Here is a 22,861-nt window from a genome sequence, read left to right on the forward strand (position 1 = left end):
TCACGCCTCCCGCTTCTTGGCCGCGCTCGTGGCGGCCAGGAGCGCCGCGCCGAGTACGCCGAGGAAGATGCTGGCGAACACCTCGTATCCGCTCAGGATCGACAGCTTGTTGACCAGCAGCAGGTCGTGCGCCCAGCTCCACCAGCCGAACAAGGTATTGATCACGCCGCCCGCTCCCTGCAGCAGAAGGAGCCAGCCGGCTATCTCGAGGACCACTCTCATGGCTCCAGCGTGGCCCCGCGCCCGTTGACGCCGCCTCGGCCGTAGGTTGAGCGAGACATCGACTTTGGTCGCTGTCTTTCTGTCGTAGGAAGGCTCTAACCTCGGGAAACGATGAAGGAGTCGGACGGCGCCCGGTCACCCGGGCAGGAGTATCGATGGGCGCTGCCCTCGGTCCTGCTCGGCGACGGCGAGGAGGGGCGGCCGGTCAAGCGCTCGACGCGCGACTGGATCGTCGACACGCTCATGTTCGTGCTGGCCTCCGGCCTCACGCTGCTCACCCTGCCCGAGATCAGCCGGGTTCCCGAGCCGCTCCAGGCCACCGAGCAGGTGATCGGCGCGCTGGCGTGCGCGTCGTTGTGGCTGCGGCGTCGCTGGCCGGTCACGCTGGCCCTGGCGCTCACCCTGCTGTCGACCGGGCTCGTGCTGGTGGGCGGGGCCTCCGCGGTGGCGCTCTTCACCGTGGCCGTGCACCGGCCGTTCAAGATCTCCGGTCCGGTGGCGCTGGCGAACGTCGTCACGCTCTTTCCCCTCGCCTATCTCCGGCCCAGTCCCGATCTGGGCTTCTGGGGCAACTTCATGCTCGGCGCCTCGATCGTGACCGTGCTGTTCGCGTGGGGGCTGGTGGTGCGGGCCAGGCGGCAGCTCGTCTGGTCGCTGCGCGTCCAGGCCGACACCGCGGCCGAGCAGGCCAAGCGTCTCGAACGCGAGCGCATCGCCAGGGAGATGCACGACGTGCTCGCCCACCGTCTGTCGATCCTGAGCCTGCACGCGGGCGCGCTGGAGTTCCGTCCCGACGCCAGGCCCGCCGAGATCGCCAAGGCGGCCGGCGCCATCCGCGAGAGCGCCCACCAGGCCCTTCAGGACCTGCGCGGCGTGATCGGCGTGCTGCGCCACGCCGCGGGCGACGATCCCGTCCCCGACCGCCCGCAGCCCACGCTCGCCGACCTCGGCGCCCTGGTCGCCGAGTGCCGCCGGGCCGGCATGGACGTCACGCTGATCCTGCCCGACCGGGAGGGCGTCCCCGACGCGCTGGGCCGCAACGCCTACCGCATCGTCCAGGAGGCGCTCACCAACGCCCGCAAGCACGCCGCCGGCGCGCCGGTGACGGTGCGAGTCTCGGGCGGTCCCGGCGACGGCCTCACGGTGGAGGTGCGCAATCCGGTCGGGGTACGGCTCGGCCCGCGCATCCCCGGCGCGGGGGCCGGGCTGATCGGCCTGACCGAGCGCGCGGAACTGTCCGGTGGCCGTCTGGAGCACGGCCCGCGACCCGATGGGGATTTTCTGGTGAAGGCATGGCTGCCGTGGACGACATGACCACCGCACCGATCCGCGTCCTGATCGTCGACGACGACGCCCTGGTCAGAGCCGGGCTCTCGATGATCCTTTCGGGGGCGGGCGACATCGAGATCGTGGGCGAGGCGGCCGACGGCGCGCAGGTGCCGCCGAGCGTGGCCGAGTACCGGCCCGACGTGGTGCTCATGGACATCCGCATGCCCGGCGTCGACGGCCTCGCCGCCACCGAGGCCCTGCGGGCCACCGCGTCGCCGCCCGAGGTGGTGGTGCTGACCACGTTCCACGCCGACGCCCAGGTGCTGCGGGCGCTGCGGGCGGGGGCCGCAGGGTTCCTGCTGAAGGACATTCCGCCCGGCGACCTGGTATCGGCGATCCGCAAGGTGGCCGCCGGGGAGCCGATCCTGTCGCCGGTGGTCACCCGGCAGCTCATCTCGCACGTGTCCGACGGGGGCGTGGGGCAGCGTACCGACCGGGCGCGGGTCCTGCTGGCGCGGCTGAGCGAGCGTGAGCGGGAGGTGGCCGTCGCGGTGGGGCAGGGCAGGTCCAACGCGGAGATCGGGGCCGAGCTCTACATGAGCGTGGCCACGGTGAAGGCGCACGTGTCGCGCATCCTCACCAAGCTGGAGCTGAACAACCGGGTCCAGATCGCCCTGACCGTCTACGACGCGGGCCCCTGATCCCCGGCGAGTATCCGCTCGATGGCGGCGCGGTGCATGACCAGGTCGTCCGGGTCCTCGGGGTCGGCCTGCTCGCCGAAGTGGATGCGCCGCTGCCAGACGCGGGCCATGATGATGCCGTGCCGGAGGGCGGCGTACATCTCGTAGAAGTCCATGTCGCGGGGCTCGTAGCCGGTTAGTTCGTGATATTTCCGGCAGACGTCGTCGCGGCGCATGAAGTCTGGCATGCCGGGCAGCTCCAGCATCTCCGCGATGTCCTGGAAGAAGCGGTGCAGGAAGATCATCCAGCCGAGGTCCAGCTCTCGCGGGGCTGCGGCGGCCATCTCCCAGTCCAGCACGGCCACCGGGCGGAAGTCCCGGTACATCACGTTGCCCGGCCGGGCGTCGCCCCAGGTCAGCACGTCGGGCCCGGGATCCTTCGGCCAGTGCGCCTCCAGCCAGTCGAAGGCCCGCTCCAGCACGGGGATGCGGCGCCTGCCGTGCGCCCAGGCGTAGTAGGCCCGCTGGTCCTCCACGTGCGCCCGCAGCCCGGCGGCGCCCAGGAAGGCCAGCTCGGCGGGGCGGATGGGCGCCTGGTGTACCGCCGCCAGGATGGCCACGGTCTCGTCCTGAAGCGTCCGCGCCCCCTCGGGATCGGCCTCCAGCAGCCAGCCCTCGCAGGTGTAGGGCATGACGTCGGGCGGCACCAGTCCCTCCTCACGCTCCATCACGAAGAACGGCATGCCGAGCGGCGCCGGGTCCGGCTCGAACCACAGCGCCCGGGGCGCGGGCACCCCCGCCCGCTCACGGGCCAGCCGCATGACCTCGAACTGGGCGCCGAGATCGTAGGCGGGGAAGACGGGCACCGCCTCGGCGGTGGGCGCCATGCGAGCGACGCACCGTGTGGGCTTTTCGGCCCATTGTGCTGTGAAAAATAACGTTTCGCTGGACATTCCGTTGCCCGAAGGACGCTCCAGCCCCGACACCGGTACGGCCCGGCCGAGCTTGGCCCCGAGCCACGCGGACACCCGATCGTGCAGTTCCTCCAGGTCACGCGTGGAGGTACGCATCTGCTCCGTCACCCTGGACCTCCCTGGCCTGGCACAGTCGTATACCGCCAACCAAGCGCTTGTCCAGATGCAACGCACAGTTACGGTTAGGTACGCGGCAGCCGTACCCTTGACTGAAAGAGCAAGGCGCGAAGGGACACAACGGGATGAGTTCAGCCGGTGAAGGCCTGTCTCGCCCGCTCCCTGAGCAGGTAAGACTGAACGTCGTCGACCTCGCGGCGCAGGTCCTGGGGTCGATGCCGGCCGCCATCGTGCCTCCGCCGCTGCGCGGGATCGCCAGGTTCGATCCGCGCAAGCGCGCGAAGCTCGGCAGCGCGCCCATCGCCGCCCAGCTGGAGAGCGACAAGGAGTTCCGCGAGGCCGTCGCCGAGTCGGTCGCGGCCGGCTGGCCCGAGCTCGTCGCCGCGCTGGCCGAGGGCAACGTGCCGCCCGCCGCCGACCCCGTGCTGGTGGCCGCCGCCGCCTACCTCACCCGCCCGCCCGGCTGGGCGGAGATGGTGGAGACGGCGCGGGCCGACCTGGAGCAGTCCGCCGTCGCGGCCGAAGGGTCGGCGCAGGAGCAGCAGGTCGTACGGCTGCGCGAACAACTGGCCGGGGCGAAGACCGCCGCCAAGGAGGAGGCCGACCGGCTGCGCGAGCAGCTCAAGACCGCCCGCGCCGAGAACTCGGACCTGCGCCGCAAACTCCACGAAGCCCGCGAGCGCGCCAAGGCGGCCGAGCAACGCGTGGCCGCGGTGGAGCAGGACGCCGTCGAGGTGAAGACCGCCGCCACGGCGGCGGGCAGCGCGGGCGAGGCCGAGCTGCGCCGGGTGCGTGAGCGGCTGAGCGACGTGGAGAAACAGCTGGAGGCCTCCCGCCGGGCCGCGCGCGAGGGCAGGAGCATCGAGGACGCCCGCATCAGGGTTCTGCTCGACGCGCTGCAGGACGCCTCGGCCGGCCTGCGCAGGGAACTGGCCCTGCCGACCACCATCAGCCGCCCCGCCGACTCGGTGGCAGCGGTGTCGCCCGGCGCCCCCGGGGTCCGGGGCGTACCGGCGCGTGCCCTGGCCGACGACGACCCGCAGCTGCTGGACCAGTTGCTGGCGTTGCCGCAGGTGCATCTGATCATCGACGGCTACAACGTGACCAAGACCGGCTACGGCAACTTCACCCTCGCCGACCAGCGCGCCCGGCTGATGACCGGTCTCGGCGGGCTGGTCGCCCAGACCCGGGTGGAGGTCACGGTGGTCTTCGACGGCGCCGAACTCAACTCACCCGTCCAGGTGGTGGCTCCCCGGGGGGTCCGCGTGCTGTTCAGCGCCCCGGGCGAGATCGCCGACGACGTGATCCGCCAGCTCGTCCGCGCGGAGCCGCCGGGCCGCGCGATCGCCGTGGTGTCGTCGGACCGCGAGGTGGCCGAGTCGGTCCGCCGCATGGGCGCCCGCCCCGTTCCCTCCGCCCTGATCCTGCGCCGCCTCGGCCGCGTCTGACCCCTCCCACGGCCCTTCGGGTTCCGAGCTCTGGGTGATGGCGTGAGGGGTGCCAGACCGGATTGGTCTGCCTGGGTGCGCGGGTGTCCCGGCTGGGCGTACGTTCCGATCTGCGCCCATCGGCGCGGCCGGCCGCTCGACGGGCACCCCCAGCGGTCCCGGGCATCCGGACGGCGGCCGGTCGCGCGGTGGGGGCGCCCGCCGTCCCCGCCCGTGTGTTGTGCCTGGTGGCGGGTGGGGGAGGTGAGGATGATGGGGCGTGGGTTACAAATCAGGCTAAAGGCTGAGAACACACCCATCACTTCTGTACTATTTGCCCCCAGGTGTGATCACTGGGAGGCGACGCTGTGAGGTTTGGCCGGGTTTCGTTGGCGACTGGTCTGGCGATCGGGCTGCTGGCGTCGCCGGTCGGCGTGGCCGTGGCTGATCCCAAGCCCACGATCAAACAGGCCAAGGCGAAGCTCTCCCGCCTCAACAACAAGGCCGACCACGTCGTCGAGCGCTTCAACACCGCCACCGAGCGGCACAAGACGGCGAAGAAGAAGTACGGCCGGCTCAACTCCTCCTACAAGGTCAAGCTGGCCACCGTCGCCCGCCTGAGGGCCCAGGTCATCACCATGGCGGTCAACGACTACCAGCTCGGCGCCGACGTGACCTCGTGGCCGGCGATGCTGGGCCAGGGCGACCCCATGAGCATGCTCAACAGCATGGCCCTCACCGGTCAGCTCCAGGCGGAGCGGGCGGAGAAGCTGGCCGCGTTCGACCGGGAGAACAAGGGTCTCAAGACCGAGCGCGACCTGGCCCAGGACGCGCTGGTCGCGGCCGACAAGGAGCGCGACGAGGTCGAGAAGGAACGGGCCGAGATCCTCAAGCTGATCCAGGAGCAGAAGAAGCTGCTGCGCGAGCTCGGCGCGTACAAGTCGGGTGATCCCAACAGCACTGGCATCAAGTACACGGGCCCGGCCACCGGGAACGCGGCGGCGGTGCTGAAGTTCGCGTTCGGGCAGATCGGCAAGCCGTACATCTACGGCGGCACCGGTCCGCGCGGGTACGACTGCTCCGGCTTCACCCAGGCCTCCTGGCGGGCGGCCGGCGTCTCGCTGCCGCGTACGACCTGGCAGCAGTGGGCGTGGGGAGCCAAGCGCCGGGTCTCGCTGGACGCGCTGCGCCCCGGTGACCTGATCTTCAGCGAGGGCCTCGGCCACGTCACCATTTACGCGGGCAACGGCAACATCGTGCACGCGCCCCAGACGGGTGACGTCATCAAGGTCGTCAAGTTCTCCTCGTACGGCAGGCGCGTCGTGGGCGCGATCCGGCCCTGAAGCCCCCGGGCCGCCGTCACGGCCCGTCGTCACGACCCGCCGTCACCGCCCGCTGTTCCGGCCCGCTGTTACGGCCTGCCGTACCCGAGCATGGTCCGCAGCAGTTCCTCCACGGCCGGTGAGCGGCCGGGCGCGGGCAGGACGGCGGCGAAGACGCGGCGCGCGGGCAGGGCGGGTTCAGGCCGCAGGAGCCGGATGTCGGGGCGCAGGGCCGCGCCGCCCGCGATCGACGGGAACACCATCACCCCGACGCCCGCCGCCACGAGCCCCTGGCGACCGTTCCAGTCGTCGCACAGGTGGCTGACGCGCGGCGGCGCCCCCAGCGCGGCGGCGAGCTCCGACAGCGGGCCGAGGCAGTCGGGGTGGCTGCCGTCGATCCACGCCTGCCCGGCCAGCGCACGCAGCCGCACGCTCTCCCCGGCCGCCAGCGGGTGACCTTCCGGCAGTGCGACGAGCAGTTCGTCGTCGAGCAGCGGCACCAGGTCCAGGCCGGCCGGCGCGGGGTCCCACGAGGTGACCAGCGCGAGGTCGGCCTCTCCCGCGAGGACGGCGGACGCGCCGCCGCCGACGGTCAGGGACAGCTCGACCGCCGGGTGGCGGGCGGCGAAGAGGCGGAAGCACTCGGGCACGAACGCGGTGGCGGCGCTCGGGAACGCCTGGACGCGCACCCGGCCCTGCTCGCCCGACGCGTGCGCGGCCAGCCGGGTCTCCAGCAGCGCGATCCCGTCGAGCACGTGCGCGGCCTGCTCCAGCGCCGCCTGCCCGGCGCCGGTGGGCCGTACGCCGCGTGGCAGGCGATGGAACAGCGACACCCCCGCCCGGCGCTCCAGCGCGGCGATCTGCCGGGACACGGCCGGTTGGGTCATGGACAGCGCCTCGGCCGCCGCCGAGAACGACCCGAGCCGCCCCACCTCTGACAGCACCTTCAGCGACCAGACGTCAAGCATGCATGGAGCTTATGTCTTTCATGCAGAACCCGCAGTGGTGTGCATGGCTCGGCCGCTGCACGATCGGGGCATGGACACCTGGATTCTCTCCGAACTGCCCGAGGCCCCCGCCCGCGTCCTCGACGCCGGTTGCGGCGACGGCGCGCTGGCCGGCGCCCTGATCGCGCGCGGCCACGACGTCACCGCCATCGACCTCGACCCGTCCGCGGCGCTCGCGGCGGGAGTGCCCGCCAAGCGCGCCGACCTGACGCTCTACGAGGACGACCCGTTCGACGTCATCGTGCTGTCACTGTCGCTGCACCACATGCACCCGCTGGAGGCCGCGCTCGACCGGGTGGCCGCGCTGCTGAGGCCGGACGGGCTGCTCGTCGTGGATGAGTTCGCCTGGGACTGGGCCGACGAGGCCGCCGCCACCTGGTTCTACGACGCCGGAACCCTGCTCGGCCGCTTCGACGAGCCCGAGCGCGACCCGGTGACCCGCTGGCGCGAGGCGCACGTCGATCATTCGCCCGCCGGGGACATGCTCGACGCCATCGCCGCCCGCTTCGAGATCCGGCTGACGCGGCGCGTGCCGTACCTCTTCCGCTATCTCGGCGGCGAGCACGCCGCGCGGCTGAAGGAGATCGAAGAGGTACGGCACACGCCGACCGGCTTCCGGCTGACCGCTGTGACGCGTGTGACAGGAGGGGCGGATGGGACCTGACTCACCCCTGGAGCTCCAAGTGTGAGGAGGGTCACATTTGCGTAACGGGACCCCGTTGCCCAGCAGGAGTTCCCGTCCTGACAGGGTCCTTTATCTGATCTTTACAGCTTTGCCAGGACTTTGCCGGGTCGTGAACCCGGGAGTACGTTCTGGCGTCGCGGCGAACAAGCCATGGCGCCGCGAACCGGCATCGGCCCCGTCCGGGCTCGATGAGGACCCATAGAGATCCGCCGGTCGCCCCCGTACGACCAGGGGCCGCGACCTGCCGAGTCCGTGCAGCCAGGAGGCACGGAGCCGGGGAACCACCGATCCCATTCCCCCGGGATCAAGGGGTGAATCGGCACGTTCAGCGTGCCGTAGGGCGACTTCCAGGCCCGAATCCGTCAGCTAACCCGGTAGGCGTTCGTGGAAGAACCAAGGAGAAATCCTGTCTACCTCCCTGCACAACCCCCGTCTTGTCCTGGGTGGCGCGGCACTCGCCATGACCGTGACGGCCGGAGGGTTCGCCCTCCATGCCCCGGCGGCCCAGGCGCGTACCACGGCCAAGACCACCACCTCGGCCAAGACGGCGACGCAGTCGACGACTGCGCGGCAGAAGAGCAAGGCCCGCAAGGCCGTCTCCGCGGCAAGGGCGCAGATCGGCGACCCGTACCGCTACGGCGGAACGGGACCCGGCGCCTTCGACTGCTCCGGTCTCGTCCAGTACGCCTGGAAGAAGGCCGGAGTCAAGATCCCCCGCGTGACGCACAGCCAGTACGCGCGCATCAAGAAGAAGATCTCGTGGAAGTCTCTGCAGCCGGGTGACCTGCTGTTCTTCCGCGGTCGAGGCCACGTCGGCATGTACGTCGGCAACGGCAAGATGGTCCACTCGCCGAGTTCCGGCAAGCGGGTGCGCATCGAGCGGCTCGGCGGATGGCGCAAGTCGTCCTTCGCGGGAGCCGTCCGGCCCGGTCTGTAGTCGCCCGGTCCGAAAGGCCCCGTCCCCTCCCGGGACGGGGCCTTCGCGCGTCCGGCTACCATCGGGGCCGTGGTCGTGAGCCGTCGCGCCGCGCTGGCGGCCCTCCTCGTCTTCGCGCTGGGCTGCGCCCCCGAGCGGGCTCCCGAGGCAGGAGACCTTCAGCGGCGCGCGGAGCGGGCGGCGGTGCGCGTCGCGGCGATCCTCGGCCAGCCCGTACGGCCCAGCGTCGAACTGGCCGAGAACGCGGCACACGCGGCCCGGACGGCCGGCGTGGACTCGGTCGAGGGCCTGGCCGCGATCGCCCACGACGGCCGGGTCATCGTGATCCCGGAGAACTACGCCAAACTCACCCCCACCGGACGCGACGTCGTCCTCGCCCACGAGCTCACCCACGTCGCCGCGGGCACCGGCGGGCTGCCCGCCTGGCTGTACGAGGGCTTCGCCGACTACGTGGCCTACAAGGACGCCGGCCTGGCCGTACCGGTGGCGGCCGCCGAACTGGCCACCGAGATACGAGCGGGCCAGGTGCCCAGGGATCTACCGGATGCGGACGCGTTCGCGCCCGGGGCCGCGCGGCTGGCACAGTCCTACCAGGAGGCCTGGCTGGCGTGTCGCTTCCTGGCCGCGCGCTTCGGCGAGGACAGGCTGGTGAGGCTCTACCGCGACGCGCGGCGGCTGGGCGTGGAACGGGCTCTGCCCCTGCCGTCCGGCGAGCTCGTCGCCGGGTGGCGCGCCTATCTACGGGAGGAACTCGAGTGACCGATCAGCGGGACAAGGCCCCCGCGCGGATACGCCGGCAGGCCGGGATCGCCGCCGCCGTGCTCGGCGCCGTCGTGGTCGCGGTCGCCGCGTTCACCACGCCGTGGCGGGCGCTGCCGCCGGGAGCGCCCCAGGTCGCCCCCGATCCGGCCCGCGACTTCTCCGCCGCCGAGATCGCCAGGTCGCAGGCGTTCGACGCGGCCACCAGCGTGCCGTCGTACCTGTCGTTCGGGCTCACGATCCTGTTCGCCGGGCTGCTGATCGCCACGCCGCTCGGCGCGAAGGTCCTCGGGCGGCTCAAGGGCCCGTGGTGGCTGCGGGTCGTGCTGGGCGTACTGCTGCTCACCGTGCTGGTCGAGGTCGTGCGCTGGCCGCTCGGAATGTGGTTCGAGGTACGGCTGCGCGAGTTCGGCCTGTCCACGCAGGACTGGGCGGGCTGGAGCGGCGACCGGCTGAAGAACATCGCGGTCCGGGTCGTGCTGCTGTCCATCATGATCGTGGCGCTGGTGGGCCTGGCGCGCAGGTTCCGGCGCTGGTGGGTACCCGCGGCCGTGGGCGCCGCCGCGCTGACCGTCGCCGCCTCGTTCGTGTATCCGGTCGTCTTCGAGCCGCTGTTCAACGACTTCCGGCCCATGCCGCCGTCCCAGCTGCGTACCGGTCTGCTGGCCATGGCCGAGCGCGACGGCGTACCGGTCGAGGACGTGCTCGTCGCCGACGCCTCCCGCCGCACGACCGCGCTCAACGCCTACGTCTCCGGCTTCGGCGCCACCCGCCGCATCGTCGTCTACGACACGCTGCTCAAGGCACCGGAGCGGGAGGTCGAGCTCGTCGTCGCCCACGAACTCGGCCACGCCAAGTACAACGACGTCCTCAACGGCACGCTCATCGGTGCGCTGGGCGCCGCGTTCGGCGCCGCCCTGCTGTTCGCGCTCTTCCCGCTGGTACGGCGGCGCGCCCGCGTCACCGCCATCACCGAACCCCTGGCCGTGGGCGCCGTCATGGGCCTGATGAGCCTGGCCACCGTCCTGTCGGGACCCGCCCAGAACGTCGTCAGCCGTCACGTCGAGGCCCGCGCCGACGCCCACGCCCTCGACCTCACCCGCGACCCGGCGACGTTCGTGGCCATGCAGAAGCGGCTGGCCACGACCAACATCTCCGACCTCGCGCCGGACGCCGTCGAGTACGTCCTGTACGCCTCCCACCCCACCGCGCCGCAGCGCATCGCCATGGCCCGCTCCTGGGCGCTGCTGAACGGCGTCCCGGAGCCGTGAGTCGCGTCCTCTTCGTCACGAACGACTTCCCGCCACGTCAGGGTGGCATCCAGTCGTTCGTGCACGGACTGGCGATGCGCACCCCCGGGGCCGTCGTCTACGCGCCCGCCTGGGCGGGCAGCGCCGAGTTCGACCGGCGGCAGCCGTACCCGATCGTCCGGCACCCCACCTCGCTCATGCTGCCCACGCCCGGCGTCGCGCGGCGGGCCGCCCGGCTCGTGACCCGCCTCGGCGCCGACACGGTGGTCTTCGGCGCCGCGGCCCCTCTGGGACTGCTCGCGCCCCGCCTGCGCGCGGCGGGGGCGCGGCGGGTGGTGATGCTGACGCACGGCCACGAGGCGTCCTGGGCGGGCGCGCCGCTCCTGCGCGGCGTGCTGCGCCGGATCGGCGCGCACGCCGACGTGGTGACCTACCTGGGGGAGTACACGCGCGCGCGGCTCGCCGGGGTCGTTCCCGCCGCCAGGCTGGTACGGCTGGCGCCCGGCGTCGACACGGCGGCCTTCCACCCCGGTGTGGCGCCCGCGGGCGCTTTCGGGGGGCCGGTGGTCGTGTGCGTGTCCCGGCTGGTGCGGCGCAAGGGGCAGGACCAGCTCATCAAGGCCTGGCCAAGCGTGTTGCGGGCGGTGCCGGACGCGGTGCTGCTGCTGGTGGGGGACGGGCCGGACCGGCGGCGCCTGGAACGGCTGGCGGCCCGGACCCGGTCGGTGGTGTTCGCGGGGGCGGTGCCGGGGGAGAGCCTGCCGGGGTACTACGCGGCCGGTGACGTCTTCGCCATGCCTTGCCGTACGCGGTTGCGGGGGGCGGACGTGGAGGGGCTCGGGATCGTCTTCCTGGAGGCGTCGGCCACCGGGTTGCCCGTGGTGGCGGGGGCCTCGGGCGGGGCGCCGGATGCCGTACGCCAGGGGGAGACCGGGCTGGTCGTGGACGGCGGGTCGGTCGGTGCGGTGGCACAGGCGCTGGTCGAGCTGCTGGAGGATCGGGAGCGGGCGGGGAAGATGGGTGCGCTGGGGCGCGAGTGGATCACGTCCGCGTGGTCGTGGGAGCTGGTGGCGAGGCGTTTCCACGACATCCTCGACGGGTGACGTCGGGATGATGCTCTCCTGTGTCAGTTCGCCGCTTGCCATGACAGCACTCTGATGTCATGATGACGTCATGGACCTGACGCCCCACATCGACACCCTCCGCAGAGAGCTCACCGCCGCCGCCGACGTGGGCGGCACGGAGATGCGTGCCGCGGCCGAGTCGCTGACCTCGGCGCTGGAGTCCTCCGTGCGGCTGACGCTGCTGGAGGTGCTGTCGGACGCGGCGGAGTCGGTGACCAGCCAGATCGAGCCCGGTCTCGTCGAGCTGCGGATCCGCGGCAGGGAGCCGGAGCTGGTGGTCACCGTCCCACCCGGTCACGACCCGAGCTGGGGCGCCGCGCCCGGCCAGGGTTCAGGCGGCTACGGTCCAGGCGGTCCAGGTGACCCCGGTCCCGGTGGCCATGGTCCGGGTGCCTACGGCCCAGGTGCTTACGGCTCAGGTGCTTACGGTCCGGGTGCCTACGGTCCCAGTGGCTTCGGCCCTGGTGGCCACGGCCCCGGCGGTGGCTACGCGCCCGGTGGTGGCCACGGCCCTGGTGTCCACGGCCCGCCCGTTCCGCCCGGCTGGCCCGACGCCGCGTGGCCCGGCCCGAATCCGCCCATGCCTCCCACGCCCCTGGTCCCGCCTTCGCCCCCCGAGCCGCCCAGTCCCGGAGACGGCGACGCCGGGACCGCCAGGATGACCCTCCGCCTGCCCGAGCCGCTGAAATCCCGCATCGAACAGGTCGCGGGCCAGGCGGGCATGTCGGTGAACGCCTGGATGGTCCGCGCCCTGACCCAGGCAGTCTCCGGCCAAGGTCAACCCGCCCCGCCCTCCGGCTTCCCCGGCCAGCGCATCACCGGCTGGGCCCGCTAACCCACACCTCTCGCTAGGGCCGCCCCAGCCGGGGCTGCCCCCAACCGGGGATGCACCCCCACCGGGGATGCACCCCCACCGGGCTGTGCCCCCGCTGCCAGGGCCGCACCCGAATCAGGATCGTGCCCCAGCCAGGGTCGTGTTCCCCGGCCAGGGTCGTGCCCCAGCAAGGGACGCACCTCAACCGGGGGCGTCTGGCAGCCAGGCCCGCTTCGCAGCAGTCACCTGCGGGCAGCACTCCCGTCCGTGGCATGTCCTGGGCGGGTACCCCAAAACGCCCTTGGCGCGCCTGACCCCGAGGGTGTTTCTGACCACGCCGATCGGAGATCCCGCCATGCCCACTTTCAGCACCCCGGACCCCATCGCCCTCCACGTGAACTTCCCGGCCGGTGACCTGGTCGTCACCGCGTCCGACCGTACGGACACCACCGTCGAGGTCACCCCCGAACACCTGGACCACGGCGCCGACTACGCCGAATCGGTAAAGATCACCCACCGTGACGGCGTCGTCCAGGTGAAGGCCCCCGACAGCTCCCGCCTGCGCCGCACCCCGAGCCTGGACATCGTCGTAGAGATCCCCACCGGCTCCCGCGTGGTGGTCGAGACCGCCTCGGCCGACGTCAGAATCCGCGGCCGGCTGGCCGGAATCGAGTTCTCCAGCGCCTCGGGTGACCTGGAGGCCACCCATGCCGCCACCGCGATGGCCAAAACGGCGTCAGGTGACATCAACCTTGACGTCATCGATGGCGTCGCCAGCATCAACACCGCCTCGGGCGACGTCCGCATCACCGAAGCCCGAGGCCCCGTCACCGCCACCGTCGTCTCCGGCGACCTGGTGATCGAAAGGGCCGCCTCCGACGCCTCCATCACGTCGATCTCCGGCGAAGTGTCCCTGCGCTGCGTGACCAGCGGCAAGATCGGCATCCGGACCACGTCGGGCGACGCCACGGTGGCCGTGCACGAGGGCACCGCCGCGTGGCTCGACATCAACTCCCTGACCGGCCGCGTAACCTCCGCCCTCACCCAGGACGCCACCGAGCCGTCCCCCGCGGAGCAGACCGTCGAGATCACCGCCCGCAGCCTGAGCGGCGGCATCGCCATCACCAGAGCGGAGTCCACCCGATGAACGAGCACATGATGACCGAGTACGTCCGCACCCGCCACGCCGACCTGATATCCGAAGCCGCCGCCGAACGCACCGCCACCCACCACAGCCGCCGCACCCTTTCCCCACAACCCGATCAAGAACCCAGAGCCACCCCCTCAAGGGCCACCACCTCAGGAGCCATCACCTCAAGGGCCACCACCTCAGGAGCCACTGCCACCGGCGCCACCGCCTCAGGCGCCACGCACGGCCTCCGCCACCGAGCGGCCCGTGCCCTCCACACCCTCGCCAACGCCATCGACCCCCACCCCACAGCCCACTAAGCCCACCACCCCTCGCCCGTGCCACCGGCTGAGCCTCCTGCGCCAGCTCGCCCGCACACCCACTGCCCGTCCCCGGGCCACACCCACCGCCTGTCCCGGACCACACCCGCTGTGGCGGCCTGGTCGCGCCCGCCGCCCATCCTGGCCGCACTTGCCGTGGCGGCCCGGCCGGACCCATCGCCCATCCCGGACCACACCCGCTGTGGCGGCCCGGTCGCACCCATCGCCCGTCCCGGACCACACCCCCTGTGGCGGTCCGGTCGCACCCATCGCCCGTCCCGGACCACACCCCCTGTGGCGGTCGGTCGCACCCTTCGCGCGGCCCGGTCGCGCCCGCTCCGGGGCGCTTCGCGGGTCAGGGCAGCGCCGCCTCCCCGGGCGCGGGGGTCAGGTGGGGAGGCCGACGGCGCGTTCGCCGCTGCGGCGTTGCTGGATCACCACGGCCACGACGAGGAGAGCGCCCTGGGCGACGTTCTGCCAGAAGGTGCTGATGCCGTGGAAGGTGAGGCCGTTTTCCAGGGCGCCCAGCAACACCACCGCCAGGAGCGTGCCGCCCACACCGCCCCGTCCGCCCTTCAGGGCGCAGCCGCCCAGGGCCGCGGCGGTGATGGCCTTCAGTTCCAGGCCGGCGCTGCCCGAGGTGGGGTGGCCGGAGCCGATCCGGGCGGTGAGGATGATGCCGGCTATCGCGGCTACCAGGCCCGCCAGGGCGTACACGGCTATCAGGTATTTGTTGATGTTTATGCCTGCGAGGCGGGCGGCGGTGTCGTTGCCGCCTATGGCGTAGAGGTTGCGGCCTATGTCGGTGTATTTCAGGAGGATGTGGAAGGCCAGGGCCACCAGGATGAGAATCCACACCATCGTGGGCAGGCCCGCCAGGCTGCCTCGGGAGATGAAGATGAACAGGTCGTCGCCCAGCACGTAGCCCTGCGCGGCGCCGCCGGACAGCAGCTGGGCCAGGCCCTTGTACGCGGCCAGCGTGGCAAGGGTGGCGATAACGGCGTTGACGCGGCCGTACACGATGATGATGCCGTTGATCAGACCCAGCAGCAGGCCCACGGCCAGGGCGGCGGCCATGCCGAGCGTCGGGTTGCGGCCGGTGGACATGAAGGCCATCGCGCTGACCACGGACGCCACGCCGGTGGCCGAGCCTACGGAGATGTCGAGGGCGCCGCAGATGATCACTACGGTCTGGACGACGGCCAGCAGACCGGCGATCGTCACCGCGTCGCCGATCACCCGGATGTTGCTCCACGCCAGGTAGCCGGGGTCCAGCACGCCGAACAGCGCGCCCACGGCCACGATGGCCAGCACGAGGATCAGGTTCTGGGCGCCGATGGCGGCGACGGCTCCCGCCCACCGTCCGCGGTTCCCGGGTGGGCCGGTGGGGGCCTTGTGGGCGCTGGTCTGGGAGGTCATCGCGCGCCTCCTGGCGTGGGGTCGGCGTGCTCTGCTGCGGTGGTCATGGGTGTGCGGGCCTCGGCGGGGAGTGGCGGTCAGGTGTACGGCGGTGCGCCGGCCAGGCCGTGGGCAGGTCGGCCGTCGTGGGTGCGTGGGGGTCCACCGGCTGAGGGGAAGAGGCGTGCCGGGCGGCGTTTTGAGGTGTGGGCCAGAGGGTTGGGTGGGGCGATGGGGTTTGCCGGGCCGGGGAGGGCCAGAGGGTTGGGGTGTGGCGGGCCAGGAGTGTGCCGGGTCGGGAGAGGGGGGTTGGGGTGTGCCGCCGAGGGAGGGGCACGTGTGGGGCGTGTCAGGCCAGGAGAGGAGCGGGCGCTGGGGCGTGGTTGAGGGTTGGGTGGGGCCCGGGTTAGGTGGGTCCGGGTGGGTGAGGACAAGGGTGGGGTGAGGACAAGGGTGGGGTGAGGACAAGGGTGGGGTGAGGACAAGGGTGGGGTGAGGACAGGGGGTTGGGTGGGGCCCGGGTGGGGTGAGGACAGAGGGTGGGGTGGGGTGAGGGCAGGGGCGGGGTTAGGAGGGGGTGGGGGTTAGGTCGTCGGTCATGGCGAGGGAGAGGATGGCTTCCTCGGTGGCGCGGGTGCGGGGGAGTTCGCCGGTGATGCGGCCGTTCTGCATGACCAGGACGCGGTCGGCCAGGCCCAAAACCTCGGGGAGTTCCGAGGAGACGACGAGGACGGCCACGCCGGAACGGGCCAGGTCGGCGATGATGTGGTAGATCTCCGCCTTCGCCCCCACATCGATCCCCCGGGTCGGCTCGTCGAGGATGAGCACCTTGGGGCGGCGGGCCAGCCAGCGGGCCAGGACCACCTTCTGCTGGTTGCCGCCGGACAGCTTGCGTACCTCGTGCTCCAGGGACGGGGTGCGGACGCGCAGGCGCTCGACGAACTCGGCGACGGCCCGGTTCTCGGCGGCGCGGCGGACGAAGCGGAACGTGCGCAGGCGGTCGAGGATGACCAGGGAGGTGTTGTCGCGCACGCTCCGGTCGAGGAAGAGGGCCTGGGCCTTGCGTTCCTCGGGGACGTAGCCCAGCCCGGCCCGTACGGCGTCGCCCGGGTGGCGCAGCCGCAGCACCCGGCCGCCCACGCTGACGGTCCCGGAGCGGATGGGCAGGTCACCGGCCAGGGCGCGGGAGAGTTCTGAGCGGCCGGCGCCGACCAGTCCGGCCAGGGCGACGACTTCGCCGGCCCGCACCTGGAAGGTGATGCCGCGCACGTCGTCGGTGGTCACCTCGCGTACGTCGAGGACGACGTCGCCGGCCTCGGTGCCGGGGCGTTCGAACATGGACGACAGGTCCCGCCCGACCATCATGCGCACGATCTCGCCCTCGCTCGCCTCGGCGGCCTGCCGTACGCCGACCAGGGCGCCGTCGCGCAGGACGGCGATGCGGTCGGCCAGGCGGAAGATCTCCTTGAGACGGTGGGAGACGTAGACGATGGCCAGGCCCTGTTCGCGCAGCCGGGTGATGAGGGTGAAGAGGGCTTCGGTCTCGTGTTCGCCGAGGGAGGAGGTGGGTTCGTCGAAGGCGATGACGCGGGCCTCGCCGGTCAGGGCACGCAGGATCTCGACGAGCTGGCGTTGCGCGGGGGTCAGGGCGGAGCCGAGGGTGCCGGGGTCGAGGGCGTGCTCGAAGCCGAGCCGTACCAGCTGGGACCGGACGCGCTCGCGCAGGGCGGCGCGGTCGAGCAGGCGGCCGCGGCGGCGCGGCAGGGCGCCGGCGTGGACGTTCTCGGCGACGGAGACGTGCGGGATGATCTCCGGCTCCTGGGGGATGACGCGGATGCCGTGACGGCGGGCGTCGGCGGGGGAGTGGAGGTCGAGGGGGTGGCCGTCGAGCAGGACGCGGCCGCCGTCGGGACGGTGGTCACCGTTGACGATCTTGATCAGCGTGGACTTGCCCGCGCCGTTCTCGCCCATGAGGGCGGTGACCCGCCCGGCCGGGAAGTCGCAGGTGACGCCGCGTAGTGCCTGGACGCCGGAGAAGTGTTTGGCCAGCTCCTCTACCCTGAGCACGCGATCACCGGGTCTCCCCAGGCTGCCGCGTCACCGGTGGGGCCGTCGCCCGCGTCGGTGACGACGAGCCTGACGAGACGGGCGCCGGTGACGTCGGCGGCGAGCGGCAGCGCCGCCATGGCGCCGGTCCGCACCCCGGAGACGGCGGCCTTGCGGCCGTCGGCCCAGATCTCGAAGGTGACGGTGCCGCCCGTGCCGGCGGTGTCGTCGACGCCCACGTGCGCGGTGATCTTGGTGCAGCGCCCGCCGAGGTAGTAGTCGAGGGTGCCGGGGGCGTGGGCGGTCAGGCCCTTGGCGTAGGCGGCGCCGTTCACCACGACCTTGCGCCGCTCGACCGCGCCCTTGCCGTTGGCCATGCTGAGCCAGCGCAGGTCGCTGACGTAGGCGGTGCCTGTGGGGGCGGGCGGGGGCACGACGAAGACGGAGGCGGCGCGGAGCTTGGCCGCGCCGGCCTCCAGCCAGTACGCGTTGCGGGGCAGGTCGGCCGGGGTGGTGAGGTTCCAGGCGGTGGCCAGGCGCTGGCCGGGGCCGAGGACCTTGGCGTTGGCCGGGGTCGCCGCGGCCGACAGCCAGCGGTCGGGCACGCGCAGGGCCGAGGCGATGTCGGCGGCGTTGGTGAGCCCGTGGTTGGTGACGACGGTGGTCACCTGGGCGGTGGCGCCGGGCTCGATGAGCGCGGCGGCCCCCTGGTAGGGGGTGGGGACCTGGAGGTCGAACTCGAGGAGCGGCGGGTAGGAGGACCAGGCCGCGTCCCGGGAGATCTGGTAGAGCATCGCCTGCCTGGCGGGCACGTTGGCGGCCAGGACGCCCGCGGTGTGGGCGTCGGCGCCGGTTAACAACTCGCGGACACGGTAGGCGGGCGCCGCAGCGGGGAGACCGATGTCGGTGACCGTGGTGACGATGCGCTGCGGGTGCCCGCTGTCGTTGTACAGCGCCACCGCCATGTCGCCGTTGGGCAGGTGTTTGGCCACCACCCAGCGGCCGTCGTCGACGCGCACGACCCGGCTGCCGTCGCCGAGCAGGGCGCCTTCCGGCACCTCGTCGGCCGCCGCCGGGTTCGCGAGCGTTGCCAGAGCGGTGGCCGCCGCCGCGGCGGCCACCGATAACCGTGTCAGGCGCTGCACTTGACTCCCTCGGCCTGCCAGTTGGTCGCATCCACCATCTTCGTCGGTGCGAAGGCCTCGGCCGGCATGGCGGTGCCGTTCTTGATGTTGTCGAACATCGTCTGCACGGCGAGCTTGCCGACCTCGTATCCGTTGATGAACAACGCTGCCTTCATACCTGAAGGTTTGCCGCTGTTCCAGTCCTTGCACGCAAGATAGGCGCCCAAACCCACCCCGATGATGTTCTCCGGTTTGATTCCGGAGTTCTGCATGGCGGTGACGCCGCCGCTGACGTTCTCGTCGTTGCAGCCGAGCATCACCCAGTTCTTGACCGCCCGGTTGCCGCTGATCGTGGCGGCGACCTTGTCCTGGGCGCCGGTCGGGGTGTTGTCGGTGCCGACCTCGATGACCTTCACGCCGGTGACGCCCGCCGCCGCCTCGAACGTGGGCACCGCGGCCTTGACGCGGTCGGTGCAGACGGTCACGTCCTGCTGCCAGGCCGTGATGATCGCGGAGTCCTCCTTCTTCCACCCGGCCTTCTTGAACTCCTCGCCGGCGCGGGTGCCGACGGACTCGCCCATCTGGGTGCCAGAGAAGCCGACGCGCGGCACCAGCTTGGACGTGTCGCAGGCGGCCGGGTCGGGGCCGTCGACGCAGACCTGGTCGTCGGAGGTGAGCAGCGGTACGCCGCCGTCCTTGGCGAGCTGGACGATCTGGGGGCCGACGGCGGGGGCGGGCACCACGATGATGATGCCGCCGACCTTCTTGCCGATGGCCGCCCGCGTCTCGGTGACCGCCTTGTTGGCGTCCTCGCCGAGGTCGACGACCTGCAGGTCGACGCCCAGCTCCGCGGCCTTGTCCCTGGCGCCCTGGGCCTCGCCGATGAAGTACTCCTGGTCGCCCTGCTTCTGGAGGTAGGCGATCGAGACCTTGCCGCCCGCCGGCGCCTTGCTCGCGCCCGCGGTGGTCTCCTCCTTGCCGGACGAACACGCGGCCAGTACCAGCGCGGCGACGAGCAACGCGGCGGCGGTTCTGGCGGACGGCAGGATCATGGGGGATGCACCTGCTTCCTTGCGTTGACTGGGATCTTTTTCCGTTTGTCAGGCCGGCTAAACTCACCCCTTCGTGGCTCCGCCGGTGAGTCCCTTGACGAACTGCTTCTGCAGGGCGAGATAGAAGATCAGGACGGGCAGCGTCGAGAGGAACATGAGCGCGAAGACGCCGCCGTAGTCGAAGGAGTACTGCCCGAGCGAGCGGTAGATGCCGGTGGTGACCGTGGTGCCCTGACCGGGGCCGAGGATGATGAGCGGGCTGAGGAAGTCGTTCCAGATCCACACCGACAGGAAGATCAGGACGCTGGCGGTGGCCGGGCGCAGCAGCGGGAAGACGATGCGCCAGAACGCCTGACCGCGCCCCGCGCCGTCGATCGCCGCCGCCTCCTCCAGGTCGGCGGGGATGCCCTTGAGGAACCCGGTGAACACGAACACCCCGAACGGGATGTAGTAGCCGACGTTGAACAGCATCAGCCCCTGGACCGTCGTCATGAGGCCGAAGGCCCGCAGCACCTGGGTGATCGGGACCAGGATGACCTGGGGCGGGATCATCAGGCCGCACAGCAGGAGCACGGTGATGAGCCGGCCCCAACGGCCCGCCGTACGGGCGAGGTAGTGGGCGAGCATCGCCGACAGCAGCGTCAGCGCGATCACCGACAGCGTCGTGACGATGACGCTGTTGGCCAGGCTCGCCCAGAACAGGTTGGTCGGGTCGGTGAGGACCGCGCTCAGGTTGTCCAGGGTCGGCGGGATCGGCAGCGCGATCGCGCCCGCGCCGGGGATGAGCGCGCTCGGCTTGACGACGTTGACCAGCGCGACGTAGAGCGGCACGAAGAAGACGCTGGTGACCGCGAGCGTGACGAGCGGGCGTCTCACAGCTGCACCTCTCTTCTCTGGAGTACGCGCAGCGCGACGACGGAGGCCACGGCGATGATCACCAGCATGACCACGGCCATGGCCGAGGCGTAGCCCTGGTGGTTCTCGACGAAGCCCTCCTGCATGATCGTGAAGGCCACGGTGGCGGTGGTGCCAGTGCCGGGCCCGCCGTTGGTGATGACCTTGACGTGGTCGAAGATCTTGAAGGTGGTGATCAGCAGGACCACGGTGTTGACGGTCAGGGCGGGGGCCAGCAGCGGCCAGGTGATGCGGCGAAAGCGCGTCCAGGGTCCCGCGCCGTCGATGGAGGCGGCCTCGGCCAGCTCGTTCGGCACGCCCTGCAGCCCGGCCAGGTAGACCACGACGCAGAAGCCGAGCATCTGCCACGAGACGATGCCGCCCAGGGAGAACAGGGCGTAGTCGGGATCGGACAGCCACCCCGGCGGGTCGGCGACGCCGAGGAAGCGCAGCGCCTGGTTGAGCGGGCCCTCGTCGTCGAGGACCCGCGTCCAGATCACGCTGACCACGACGGAGCTGAGCACCATCGGGGTGAAGTAGACGCTGCGCATGGCGTTGTAGAACCATCCGCGGCGATCCAGCAGCACCGCGATCGCCAGCCCCAGGAGGTTGGGCGCGACCAGGACCATGACGGTCAGGATCGTGGTGACCCGCAGGGAGGTCAGGAACGCCTGGTCGGTGAGGAGCAGTTCGTAGTTGCGCCACCCCACCCAGGTCCAGCCGGGGCGCAGCAGGCTGTAGTTCGTCATGCTGTAGCCCACGCTGAGCAGGATCGGCACGAGCACGAAGCACATGTAGACGAGCAGTCCGGGCGCGCCGAAGCTGAGGAAGTACCAGGCCCTCCCGTACGCGACTCTCAAGAGGACTTGTCCCACTCGTCGTCGAGGTAGCTCAGCACCTCGTCCACGGTCTTCTTGCCGCTGACGAGGTCCTGGGCCGAGGACCACCACTTCTCCTTCATGCCGGGCAGCATGGCGTCGTCGCCGGCCTCCCAGCCGAACGACGGCACGATCGCGCCCGCCGTCTTGGCGTCCGACCAGGCCTTGTACGACTCCGTGAACACGGGCCCCATCGACGGCGGCGCGTAGCCCTTGATCGCCGGGAAGAGCGCGTCGGCCTTGACCGAGGCGTCCAGGTTGGCCTTGTCGAGCTGGAAGGCCAGGGCGAACCTCTTCGCCGACTCCAGGTCCTTGGCGGTGGCGCTGACCGTGAGCCCGCCGCCGGTGAACCCGGCCAGCTTGGCGGAATCGGTCTCGCCGGGCCAGTTGAAGCGGCCGATCTCGATCTTGTTGTCCGGGTTGTCGCCGGCGCCGGGCGAGGCGAACCAGCTGCCCATCGGGTACATGGCGCCCTTGCCTTCGAGGAAGGCGGTCTGCGTGGCGCCGTAGTCGCGGGAGAGGTCCTTCTTGTCGATGTAGCCCTTGGCCGCGAGGTCGGCGAACTTCTGGGTGGCGGCCTTGAAGCCGGGGTCGGAGAACTTGACCTTGCCCTCGCGCCGCTGGCGCATCCAGCCGGGGTTCTTGGCGTACACGTCGGTGGTCAGGACGCCGGTCCAGGCCAGGGTGGAGGCGAAGGCGTCGGGGCCGCCGCCGGTCACGAACGGCGTGATGCCCTTGGCCTTGAGCTTGGCCGCGGCGTCCAGCAGTTCGGCGTAGGTCGTGGGCGGGGCGGTGATGCCGGCCTTCTCGAACAGGCCCTTGTTGTAGTAGACGTTCGAGTGCGTCTGCGTGTTGGTGGGCAGTTGCACGACCTTGCCGCCGGTCGCGCCGCAGGTGGCGCACTCGAAGTCCTTGAGGTCCTCGGGTGTCCAGGAGTAGAGGTTCGGGGCGAAGCCGAGGATGTCCTGCAGGCCGATGTGCACGTCGGGGAACTGGCCCGAGGCGATGAGCTGCTTGGCGAACTCGTCGCGGCTGCCCGCCGCGGGCGCCACGACCTTCTTCACGGTGATGCCGGGAACCGCGCCGGTCGCCCGCTTGATCTGCGCGTCCCAGTAGGCCGCGTTCAGGTTGGGCGACTCGAACAGCAGAAACGTGACTTCCTTGGCGCCTGCCGGGGCCGGCGATGACGGCGCGGCCGCCTCGTTCACCGAACACGCGGTGAGCGCGAGCAGGGCCGCTAAGCCTGCTGCGAGGGTCCTGTTCACCCTTGCCGCCTTCCTCGCCGGGCGTGACGAACCGGCTGGTTGACTGTGCGGCCCATTCATCGGAGCACTGCTAATCAGGGCCGCTGAATGATACGACCTCTAGTAGCTGTGATCCGTCTCAAGTTGTCAATATCGGCCCTGCAACCGTTCTCAAACAGAAAAGTGATC

Annotated in this window: 22 protein-coding genes and 1 riboswitch; of the genes, 12 read left to right on the forward strand and 10 right to left on the reverse strand. The window is 71.4% G+C overall.

From position 1 onward, the window contains the following. Window positions 1–222: a hypothetical protein gene (locus tag ACIBKY_RS39760; RefSeq protein ID WP_397105229.1), complete on the reverse strand. Its 222-nt coding sequence runs from the start codon at window positions 220–222 to the stop codon at window positions 1–3. A 111-nt stretch (window positions 223–333) separates the two neighbouring features. On the opposite strand from ACIBKY_RS39760, the gene ACIBKY_RS39765 reads away from it, so the two are divergent. Both ACIBKY_RS39765 and ACIBKY_RS39770 read left to right on the forward strand, forming a co-directional pair. Beyond that, window positions 334–1,536 carry a sensor histidine kinase gene (locus ACIBKY_RS39765; RefSeq protein WP_397105231.1) on the forward strand — a complete coding sequence of 401 codons (1,203 nt, stop codon included), beginning with the start codon at window positions 334–336 and terminating at the stop codon, window positions 1,534–1,536. Continuing rightward, on the forward strand, window positions 1,533–2,192 hold the full coding sequence (locus ACIBKY_RS39770; protein WP_397105233.1) for a response regulator: 660 nt from the start codon (window positions 1,533–1,535) through the stop codon (window positions 2,190–2,192). Before ACIBKY_RS39765 ends, ACIBKY_RS39770 begins: the two co-directional genes overlap by 4 nt. On the opposite strand, the gene ACIBKY_RS39775 is transcribed toward ACIBKY_RS39770, so the two are convergent. Continuing rightward, entirely contained in the window at window positions 2,174–3,253 is a 1,080-nt protein-coding gene (locus ACIBKY_RS39775; RefSeq protein WP_397105235.1) for a phosphotransferase family protein, read from the reverse strand. The two genes, ACIBKY_RS39770 and ACIBKY_RS39775, sit on opposite strands and share 19 nt — an antisense overlap. Before the next feature lie 134 nt (window positions 3,254–3,387). Between ACIBKY_RS39775 and ACIBKY_RS39780 the strand changes: the two genes are divergently transcribed. Both ACIBKY_RS39780 and ACIBKY_RS39785 read left to right on the forward strand, forming a co-directional pair. Beyond that, entirely contained in the window at window positions 3,388–4,710 is a 1,323-nt protein-coding gene (locus ACIBKY_RS39780; protein ID WP_397105237.1) for an NYN domain-containing protein, read from the forward strand. Between the two features lie 368 nt (window positions 4,711–5,078). Further along, a complete protein-coding gene (locus ACIBKY_RS39785) occupies window positions 5,079–6,032 on the forward strand; it encodes an NlpC/P60 family protein (protein WP_397105239.1) in 954 nt (317 codons plus the stop codon). Window positions 6,033–6,100: 68 nt separating this feature from the next. On the opposite strand, the gene ACIBKY_RS39790 is transcribed toward ACIBKY_RS39785, so the two are convergent. Then, window positions 6,101–6,979 carry a LysR family transcriptional regulator gene (locus tag ACIBKY_RS39790; protein ID WP_397105241.1) on the reverse strand — a complete coding sequence of 293 codons (879 nt, stop codon included), beginning with the start codon at window positions 6,977–6,979 and terminating at the stop codon, window positions 6,101–6,103. A 70-nt stretch (window positions 6,980–7,049) separates the two neighbouring features. Between ACIBKY_RS39790 and ACIBKY_RS39795 the strand changes: the two genes are divergently transcribed. The 8 genes from ACIBKY_RS39795 to ACIBKY_RS39830 all read left to right on the forward strand — a co-directional run bounded on the left by ACIBKY_RS39795 (window position 7,050) and on the right by ACIBKY_RS39830 (window position 14,036). Next, window positions 7,050–7,682 carry a class I SAM-dependent methyltransferase gene (locus tag ACIBKY_RS39795; protein WP_397105243.1) on the forward strand — a complete coding sequence of 211 codons (633 nt, stop codon included), beginning with the start codon at window positions 7,050–7,052 and terminating at the stop codon, window positions 7,680–7,682. A gap of 253 nt (window positions 7,683–7,935) precedes the next feature. Continuing rightward, window positions 7,936–8,099: riboswitch (cyclic di-AMP (ydaO/yuaA leader) on the forward strand. Window positions 8,100–8,163: 64 nt separating this feature from the next. Then, a complete protein-coding gene (locus ACIBKY_RS39800; protein ID WP_397105245.1) occupies window positions 8,164–8,640 on the forward strand; it encodes a C40 family peptidase in 477 nt (158 codons plus the stop codon). Between the two features lie 69 nt (window positions 8,641–8,709). Further along, window positions 8,710–9,399, forward strand: coding sequence for a hypothetical protein (locus tag ACIBKY_RS39805; protein WP_397105247.1), 690 nt, complete (start codon window positions 8,710–8,712; stop codon window positions 9,397–9,399). Then, the gene (locus ACIBKY_RS39810; protein ID WP_397105249.1) at window positions 9,396–10,670 is read left to right on the forward strand and encodes a M48 family metallopeptidase; all 1,275 of its coding nucleotides are present in this window, start codon (window positions 9,396–9,398) and stop codon (window positions 10,668–10,670) included. Before ACIBKY_RS39805 ends, ACIBKY_RS39810 begins: the two co-directional genes overlap by 4 nt. Continuing rightward, window positions 10,667–11,752, forward strand: coding sequence for a glycosyltransferase family 4 protein (locus ACIBKY_RS39815; protein WP_397105250.1), 1,086 nt, complete (start codon window positions 10,667–10,669; stop codon window positions 11,750–11,752). Before ACIBKY_RS39810 ends, ACIBKY_RS39815 begins: the two co-directional genes overlap by 4 nt. 70 nt (window positions 11,753–11,822) lie before the next feature. Next, window positions 11,823–12,608 (forward strand): hypothetical protein, encoded by a 786-nt coding sequence (locus tag ACIBKY_RS39820; RefSeq protein ID WP_397105252.1) that lies wholly within the window; start codon window positions 11,823–11,825, stop codon window positions 12,606–12,608. Between the two features lie 334 nt (window positions 12,609–12,942). Further along, window positions 12,943–13,734 carry a DUF4097 family beta strand repeat-containing protein gene (locus ACIBKY_RS39825; protein WP_397105256.1) on the forward strand — a complete coding sequence of 264 codons (792 nt, stop codon included), beginning with the start codon at window positions 12,943–12,945 and terminating at the stop codon, window positions 13,732–13,734. Continuing rightward, the gene (locus tag ACIBKY_RS39830; RefSeq protein WP_397105258.1) at window positions 13,731–14,036 is read left to right on the forward strand and encodes a hypothetical protein; all 306 of its coding nucleotides are present in this window, start codon (window positions 13,731–13,733) and stop codon (window positions 14,034–14,036) included. The genes ACIBKY_RS39825 and ACIBKY_RS39830 overlap by 4 nt, the downstream gene beginning before the upstream one ends. 387 nt (window positions 14,037–14,423) lie before the next feature. Here the strand turns inward: ACIBKY_RS39830 and ACIBKY_RS39835 are convergent, their stop codons facing one another. The 7 genes from ACIBKY_RS39835 to ACIBKY_RS39865 all read right to left on the reverse strand — a co-directional run bounded on the left by ACIBKY_RS39835 (window position 14,424) and on the right by ACIBKY_RS39865 (window position 22,693). Continuing rightward, window positions 14,424–15,455, reverse strand: a complete 1,032-nt coding sequence (locus tag ACIBKY_RS39835) for an ABC transporter permease (RefSeq protein ID WP_397105260.1) — start codon at window positions 15,453–15,455, stop codon at window positions 14,424–14,426. Window positions 15,456–16,001: 546 nt separating this feature from the next. Continuing rightward, window positions 16,002–17,501, reverse strand: coding sequence for a sugar ABC transporter ATP-binding protein (locus ACIBKY_RS39840; RefSeq protein ID WP_397105262.1), 1,500 nt, complete (start codon window positions 17,499–17,501; stop codon window positions 16,002–16,004). Further along, window positions 17,489–18,625: an NPCBM/NEW2 domain-containing protein gene (locus ACIBKY_RS39845; RefSeq protein ID WP_397105264.1), complete on the reverse strand. Its 1,137-nt coding sequence runs from the start codon at window positions 18,623–18,625 to the stop codon at window positions 17,489–17,491. Before ACIBKY_RS39845 ends, ACIBKY_RS39840 begins: the two co-directional genes overlap by 13 nt. Further along, window positions 18,613–19,656 carry a substrate-binding domain-containing protein gene (locus ACIBKY_RS39850; RefSeq protein WP_397105266.1) on the reverse strand — a complete coding sequence of 348 codons (1,044 nt, stop codon included), beginning with the start codon at window positions 19,654–19,656 and terminating at the stop codon, window positions 18,613–18,615. Before ACIBKY_RS39850 ends, ACIBKY_RS39845 begins: the two co-directional genes overlap by 13 nt. A gap of 63 nt (window positions 19,657–19,719) precedes the next feature. Continuing rightward, window positions 19,720–20,532: a carbohydrate ABC transporter permease gene (locus ACIBKY_RS39855; RefSeq protein ID WP_397105268.1), complete on the reverse strand. Its 813-nt coding sequence runs from the start codon at window positions 20,530–20,532 to the stop codon at window positions 19,720–19,722. Next, the gene (locus ACIBKY_RS39860) at window positions 20,529–21,410 is read right to left on the reverse strand and encodes a carbohydrate ABC transporter permease (protein ID WP_397105270.1); all 882 of its coding nucleotides are present in this window, start codon (window positions 21,408–21,410) and stop codon (window positions 20,529–20,531) included. Before ACIBKY_RS39860 ends, ACIBKY_RS39855 begins: the two co-directional genes overlap by 4 nt. Next, window positions 21,407–22,693: an extracellular solute-binding protein gene (locus tag ACIBKY_RS39865; protein WP_397105272.1), complete on the reverse strand. Its 1,287-nt coding sequence runs from the start codon at window positions 22,691–22,693 to the stop codon at window positions 21,407–21,409. Before ACIBKY_RS39865 ends, ACIBKY_RS39860 begins: the two co-directional genes overlap by 4 nt. Window positions 22,694–22,861 lie beyond the last annotated feature (168 nt).

Origin of the sequence: Nonomuraea sp. NPDC050394 (assembly GCF_044459065.1) — a bacterium.
Classification (GTDB): Bacteria; Actinomycetota; Actinomycetes; order Streptosporangiales; family Streptosporangiaceae; genus Nonomuraea.

Coding starts and splice junctions, on each gene's coding strand:
- ACIBKY_RS39760 (WP_397105229.1), bottom strand. CDS start 222: ATGAGAGTGGTCCTCGAGATAGCCGGCTGGCTCCTTCTGCTGCAGGGA.
- ACIBKY_RS39765 (WP_397105231.1), top strand. CDS start 334: ATGAAGGAGTCGGACGGCGCCCGGTCACCCGGGCAGGAGTATCGATGG.
- ACIBKY_RS39770 (WP_397105233.1), top strand. CDS start 1,533: ATGACCACCGCACCGATCCGCGTCCTGATCGTCGACGACGACGCCCTG.
- ACIBKY_RS39780 (WP_397105237.1), top strand. CDS start 3,388: ATGAGTTCAGCCGGTGAAGGCCTGTCTCGCCCGCTCCCTGAGCAGGTA.
- ACIBKY_RS39790 (WP_397105241.1), bottom strand. CDS start 6,979: ATGCTTGACGTCTGGTCGCTGAAGGTGCTGTCAGAGGTGGGGCGGCTC.
- ACIBKY_RS39795 (WP_397105243.1), top strand. CDS start 7,050: ATGGACACCTGGATTCTCTCCGAACTGCCCGAGGCCCCCGCCCGCGTC.
- ACIBKY_RS39800 (WP_397105245.1), top strand. CDS start 8,164: ATGACCGTGACGGCCGGAGGGTTCGCCCTCCATGCCCCGGCGGCCCAG.
- ACIBKY_RS39820 (WP_397105252.1), top strand. CDS start 11,823: ATGGACCTGACGCCCCACATCGACACCCTCCGCAGAGAGCTCACCGCC.
- ACIBKY_RS39825 (WP_397105256.1), top strand. CDS start 12,943: ATGCCCACTTTCAGCACCCCGGACCCCATCGCCCTCCACGTGAACTTC.
- ACIBKY_RS39830 (WP_397105258.1), top strand. CDS start 13,731: ATGAACGAGCACATGATGACCGAGTACGTCCGCACCCGCCACGCCGAC.
- ACIBKY_RS39835 (WP_397105260.1), bottom strand. CDS start 15,455: ATGACCTCCCAGACCAGCGCCCACAAGGCCCCCACCGGCCCACCCGGG.
- ACIBKY_RS39850 (WP_397105266.1), bottom strand. CDS start 19,656: ATGATCCTGCCGTCCGCCAGAACCGCCGCCGCGTTGCTCGTCGCCGCG.